The following is a 6,067-nucleotide window of genomic DNA, read 5'->3' on the forward strand; positions in this document are numbered from 1 at the left end:
CTACAGGGCATCGTCCGGAACATAGAAAAGGTAGTCTTTAAGATAGCGAATCGTATCTTCCTTTTCCGCCACGTCGTGGTGCAGAAAGTCTCGCAGGCTTAACAGCCCGCGGAAGTTGGAACCCTCAACTACGGCAAGGTGACGAATGCCGGCCTGGAACATGGTTGACTGGCACTGCTCAAGATCGTCATCCATCCCCACAGCCACGATAGTGCGGGTCATGACATCCTTAATCTTCGTCGTATCGGGATCGCATCCTTCCAGGACGACTCTCCGGCTAAGGTCTCTCTCTGAGAAGATTCCGACCAGCTGCTTACTTTCTCCCACGACACCTATGGCACCCACACCCAGTTTCGCCATGGAACGGATGGCATCGCGAACATTATCGTTTTCATTTATGAAGAAGGTCTCATGATTTTTTCTCTTGGCTACCAGATCTCGAACGCGGCCCATGACACAGCCTCCTTAGATAGAAGTGGATAGGGGTTGGGACCCATCTATATCAGGATAACAGGATTGGACCCGTTCTCATTCCTTCACGGGCGTTTCTGAATTGATCCTCCATGGAAAGAGCCCGGGGCGGGTTAGAGCCAGGGCGGAAAACGCATTAATGACAAGGCCGTGAGTAATCCTGCCCGAGAGGACCAGCTCGGGTACATCCTGCAGAGGAAAACGCTCGACAATCGTGTGTTCATGGGCATCATTGCATATCTCTCCCACTTCTTCCACACCTTCCGCCAGAAAGAGATGACAGCGGTTCGTTAATATGGCCGGGTTGGGATGAACCCATCCCAGAGTCGTCCACTCTCCCTTGCCGTACCCGGTCTCTTCCCTGAGTTCCCGCACGGCGGCAGCGAGGGGATCCCGGTCATCCGGATCCATCTGACCGCCCGGAATCTCAAGTGTCTCTTCATCCGTGCCGTGCCGATACTGACGGACAAATATGACATCCCCATCACGGGTCAGGGGAATCACATTGATCCAGTCCGGACACTTAAGCCTGCAGAATACCGCATCCCCTACGGGAAGCCGCTCCAGGATAAAAACAGGCGTTTCAATATCGTCATACTTTTCCTGCAACGGAATACCCCCCTTCGTTGAGCCCGTCATGATTTCACCCCGTTTTGAACCCTATCGAGAAAGAGCTGATGAACCCGGTGATCCCCTGTCAGTTCCGGGTGAAAGGTCGCCGCGAGAAAATGTCCATATTGTACGAGAACCGCTTCACCCTGATAACGCGCAAGAATTACCACTTCTGTACCCACCTCGACAATTCGGGGTGCACGAATAAACACCGCGGGAAGGGGATCCCCCTCCAGAGAATGGTCTTCAAGATCCGTAATAAATGAATCAATCTGCCGTCCATATGCATTCCGCTGGACTGTCATGGGAATCAAACCAAGAGAGACCTGTGCCGGGTGCTCTACCCGTGTCCCCAGAAGAATTGCCCCCGCACAGGTCCCAAAGATGGGGGCTCTGAAACCAAATGACTGAAGGGATTCGATCCAGGGTTCGCTCTCGAAGAATTTTAAGAGCGTCGTACTCTCCCCGCCGGGAATCACCAGACCCGAAAGGTCCGTCAGCTCTTCAAGGGTCCGAACCTCCCGCGTGGCTGCACCAAGATCGCGCAGCAGGGCGATATGCCGTTCAAAATCCCCCTGCAGAGACAGCACTCCGACCATCAGATCCTTCTTTCCCGGGTTACCCTTCCCCGAAGGGTGAGGCATGGATTACCATCCCCGTTTTTGCAGCAGCTCACCTTCAGGTATCGAAGAAATCTCCAGACCCTTCATCGGCTCGCCGAGATCCGCAGAGATGGTCATGAGCTTTTCCGGGTCCCTGTAATGGGTAACCGCCTGGACAATCGCCCGGGCTCTCTTCTCAGGGTCGGAGGATTTAAAGATTCCGCTACCTACAAATACGGCCTCGGCTCCCAGCATCATGACAAGCGCGGCATCGGCAGGAGAAGCCACACCCCCCGCAGCAAAGTTGGGGACGGGAAGTTTCCCATGCTCATGGACGTAAAGGACCAGTTCAAAGGGAGCCCCCATACCCTTGGCCTCATGCATGAGCTCATCCATTTCAAGGGTACGGATCCGTTTCATGTCCGACTGGACAGCCCGCATGTGTCTTACGGCCTCAACGATATTCCCGGATCCTGCTTCTCCCTTGGTGCGGATCATGGCTGCTCCCTCGCCGATACGCCGCAGAGCCTCTCCCAGGTTTCGGCATCCGCAGACAAAGGGAACCCTGTAGGTGTGCTTCCAGACATGGTTTTCCTCATCCGCAGGAGTAAGAACTTCACTCTCGTCAATGAAGTCTACACCCAGGGCTTCCAGGACCCGCGCTTCCGCAAGGTGACCGATACGGCATTTCGCCATAACAGGAATGGAAACAGTTTCCATGATTTCCCGGATCTTGGAAATCGGAGCCATTCGTGCCACCCCTCCCTCTTTTCGGATATCGGCAGGTACACGCTCCAGCGCCATGACGGCAGCCGCGCCGGCCTCCTCGGCAATCTTGGCCTGCGCCGCGTCGGTAACATCCATAATCACTCCGCCTTTGAGCATCTCCGCCAGGCCGACTTTGACTCGAAACTCCTCTGTCTGTAAGAAACTGATCATCTGAATCCTCCTTGTTATAGTGGGGGTAATCCGGCCGTCTGCGTAAGGGACTGCCGGCTGCGATCTTCAAGAACCTCTCCCAGAATCTGAAAACCTTTCTCCATCGACTTTGGATCCATGGCTCCAAGAGCAAGCCTCACCGCCTCGGGGGCCGGACGATGGGCGAAGAAGTACGATCCCACTGAAACACGAACCCCTCGATTCAGGAGATCCTGAACAACATGGGATGCCGTCATGCCTTCCGGGAGGTACAGAAACATCCATGAAGAGCCTTCTCCTGAAACGATACGGACCGAATCGGGAAGGAGGCGTTTCGCCAGGTTTCGGGCCCGTTTCCAGATTTCCATCTGATGTTCCATTTCCTTATGAATAGCATCTGTCAACTCTGGAAAATGAAGCAGACGGTGCAGGACAGCCTGGAGAAGATGGGAGGTGTGAACATCGGTTGCCCCTTTCAGCATCCGGACCGCTGAAACAAAGGGTAAAGGCCCCGTAAGCCATCCAATCCGAAGCCCTGGAAGAATAAACTTCGACAGACTTCCGATATGCACCGTACTATTCCGGGGCAGACGACGGAAAAGAGGCTCTCCTCCCCAGAAAATGGCGTCCCCGCCATCTTCGATTACCGTCAGGGAGTGCCGTCTGACCAGATGAAAGATACGATCCAGATCATCTTTACCCATTGTTCTACCGGTTGGGTTCTGGTGACAGGGCTGGATATAAACCAGGTTTGTATGCCTCTGTTCCAATGCCGTCATATCCCAGCCCTCATCCGTCACGGGAACAGACACGGAACGCAGACCATGGTACTTCACCAGCTGAACCGCCCCTGAATAGGTCGGCGCTTCAATGCCGATTGTACGTTGAGATTCAGATAGAACCCCAAAGGCCAGAGCCAGTGCCTGCTGTGCACCGCTGGTGATCAGAATTCGATCGGCGGGCACACCAAGGCGTTCGCCTAGTGTTTTTCGAAGGGGTGAATATCCGAGAGAATCACCGTACTGCAGGAGCTGATCACCTTCTTCTCGAAGGACATCATCCATGATGGAGCGAATGAGCTTCATGGGCAGGGCATCCAAATTGGGAACGACATATTCGAAGTCTGCAATCATGGGAACAGCAACCGATCCCGAAGGCCGAGTCATTAGTTCGATCAGCCGTTCCGTAGCCGCATTGATGACCAGGGGGCTGGAAGCCCTGCTTTCCGCAACCCGGACACCCGAACCCACCCTGGACTCTACAAGGCCCTTTTCCTTTAACAGTCGGTAGGCCGCCGTCACAGTGGACCGATCCACTTTTAACATCTCCGAAGCTACTCTTTCAGAAGGAAGTCTTTCTCCTACAGACATGATACCCTTAATAATAATATCCTCCAAGGCATCCGCCACCTGTCGGTATAAGGGCGCACCCGTCAACCGCTGAAGGATTATTCCACTAATTGGATGACTCCAATCTAGCATGATTTGCATATTAGCATAATTAAATAAACCAGGAGCAAGGAGAATGTGTACCATACCTCCATCCCTATAAAGTGCTGTCCAAAATAACATATACATTTCTCTTCACCCCTCGATAATATAAGGGGTTTTGGACGCGAAAACCCGGATTTTCAGATGGGGTTCCCTTGTGAATTCCTCCATAGCTATCCCAAAAGGCGTCACATCAGTGGGTCCACTGAGAATGTCCAATGTTAACCTTATGTAGTTGGTAAATATAGGGTTAATGTGGTATCATGGTCGGGTAAACGATTCCAAAATGCACAAAAACCAGCTCAAAAGTCCAAAAACCCTTGCAGTTGAACGGTGGAGATCATGTATCACGGAAGAGACCATAAGACGAAATCGCTATTTTCCGACCTTTTTCCATTAGGGGGTCACCTTGACCCTGCCAATCGGTGGTTGAAGATAGAGAAGCTGATCCTCTGAGATGATCTTATTCTTGTTTACAGTCGTCACTTTTCTGATCGTGGCCGTCCTGCGAAAGATGGTCGATTGGTGATTGGATTGATTTTGTTAAAGCACATGACGGGTTTGAGCGATAAGGGGGTGATGCAGTCGATGCTTGAAAACCCGTACCAGCAATACTTCTGCGGGTAGGAGCAGTTTCTGACGGGGATAGTGATTCATGCGAACACGTTGAGCCGTGTGCGCAAGCGTGTGGGCGTAGAGTTTTTCAAGGAGCTGGAAGAGCGGTGCTACGGGGTTCTGATTGAGAAGAAGGTCATCAAGCCGGGGGGCATGCTGGTGGACGGAACGGTGATCTCAGTATCGATCGCCTATCCCAATGATGTGGGGCTGTTGAATAGGGCCCGGGAGCGGATGGTGGCGATCGTGAAGACGATCGGGAAGAAAATCGGGAAGAGCTTCCGGACTCGCCCCCGTGAGGCCCGGAAGAAGTATCTTGCCTTCAGCAAGAAGAAGCGCAAGACGAAAAAGGAGATCTGCAAGGCCACGAAGTCGATGCTTCAGTACCTCGGGCGCAATCTGGAGCAGGTCAGGGAAGCCATGGCGATGACCCGGGACAAGGGTGTGGCGATGGCCCGGGACAAGGGTGTGGCGGTGGCCTCCTGGATGGTGGGACGGTTTCTGGATGCGCAGCGTCTCTACGCCCAGCAGAAGGAGATGTACACGGCCGTACGTAATCGAAGTCAAGGATCGGATCGTAAGCCTCCACAAGCCCTATGCCCGTCCCATGGTACGGGGGAAGGGAGGGGGGAAGCAGGTGGAGTATGGTCCCAAGGTCGCGGTAAGTCATGTGGGTGGCTTTACCTTTGTGGATGAGTTTGTCTACGCCAACTTCTCTGAAGCGACGGTCCTACCGGAGCAGGTTAAAGCCTACGAGCGTCGATTCGGGAAGAGCCCTCCCAGCGTAACCACTGACCGGATCTATGGAAACCGGGATAACCGAACGATGCTCAAAGAGAAAGGGATACGCAGCGCCCTTTTACCCTTGGGGCGTCCAAACGAAGACGCCCAAAACCATACGCGATGGCGAAAGAAGAAACAGCGAGAACGCAACCGGATCGAGGGTGCGTTTGGGTGCGCCAAGGAGTACTATGGGCTGGACCGTATCCGGTATGCGGGAGAAGAGGGCGGAGAAACGTGGGTGAGGCTCGGATTCCCTGGAATGAACCTGATAACCGCCATGAGGAGGGCGTAAAGAGATCGGGACCAGGAGAAAAAGAGAGAAGAAAATGACACGTCCAGATCCCCTGTCGCTTCCGTTAAAATCTGAATTGTTTTTTCAGCAGACCATAAGTAACAATTGTCGAAATTCAGGAACCAGCGGCGGAGTATCGAAAGGTTCTTGCAGCCAGTAGAATAAATCCCTGCAGGAGAAGAGAATCAGGCACAAGACTCCGGCCAGGTTGGCGAAGGAGAGACCGGCGCGGAGGTACCCTCAAAAAGTGTGGAAAAAGAGAAAAGCGGCGTGTATCCTGAGGT

General features: G+C 53.4%; 8 protein-coding genes. 3 read left to right on the forward strand and 5 right to left on the reverse strand.

Going from position 1 to position 6,067, the window contains the following annotated elements; translation table 11 throughout:
• From PLD04_07345 to PLD04_07365, 5 genes are all read right to left on the reverse strand, one after another.
• Positions 1-453, reverse strand: coding sequence for a CBS domain-containing protein (locus tag PLD04_07345; GenBank protein HXK68146.1), 453 nt, complete (start codon positions 451-453; stop codon positions 1-3).
• Positions 454-528: 75 nt separating this feature from the next.
• Entirely contained in the window at positions 529-1,110 is a 582-nt protein-coding gene (locus PLD04_07350) for an NUDIX hydrolase (protein HXK68147.1), read from the reverse strand.
• Positions 1,107-1,727, reverse strand: a complete 621-nt coding sequence (gene pdxT, locus PLD04_07355) for a pyridoxal 5'-phosphate synthase glutaminase subunit PdxT (protein HXK68148.1) — start codon at positions 1,725-1,727, stop codon at positions 1,107-1,109. The genes PLD04_07350 and pdxT overlap by 4 nt, the downstream gene beginning before the upstream one ends.
• A 3-nt stretch (positions 1,728-1,730) precedes the next feature.
• Positions 1,731-2,624: a pyridoxal 5'-phosphate synthase lyase subunit PdxS gene (gene pdxS, locus PLD04_07360; GenBank protein HXK68149.1), complete on the reverse strand. Its 894-nt coding sequence runs from the start codon at positions 2,622-2,624 to the stop codon at positions 1,731-1,733.
• A 14-nt stretch (positions 2,625-2,638) separates the two neighbouring features.
• A complete protein-coding gene (locus PLD04_07365; GenBank protein HXK68150.1) occupies positions 2,639-4,084 on the reverse strand; it encodes a PLP-dependent aminotransferase family protein in 1,446 nt (481 codons plus the stop codon).
• 561 nt (positions 4,085-4,645) lie between these two features.
• On the opposite strand from PLD04_07365, the gene PLD04_07370 reads away from it, so the two are divergent.
• The 3 genes from PLD04_07370 to PLD04_07380 are packed head-to-tail and all read left to right on the forward strand — an operon-like array spanning position 4,646 to position 5,783.
• Complete coding sequence (locus PLD04_07370; protein ID HXK68151.1) at positions 4,646-4,720, forward strand: hypothetical protein; 75 nt, start codon at positions 4,646-4,648, stop codon at positions 4,718-4,720.
• A 21-nt stretch (positions 4,721-4,741) separates the two neighbouring features.
• A complete protein-coding gene (locus PLD04_07375) occupies positions 4,742-5,404 on the forward strand; it encodes a hypothetical protein (GenBank protein ID HXK68152.1) in 663 nt (220 codons plus the stop codon).
• The gene (locus PLD04_07380; protein ID HXK68153.1) at positions 5,379-5,783 is read left to right on the forward strand and encodes a transposase; all 405 of its coding nucleotides are present in this window, start codon (positions 5,379-5,381) and stop codon (positions 5,781-5,783) included. The genes PLD04_07375 and PLD04_07380 overlap by 26 nt, the downstream gene beginning before the upstream one ends.
• Positions 5,784-6,067: the final 284 nt, after the last annotated feature.

Source organism: Thermoanaerobaculia bacterium (genome assembly GCA_035593605.1).
GTDB lineage: Bacteria > Acidobacteriota > Thermoanaerobaculia > UBA2201 > DAOSWS01 > DAOSWS01.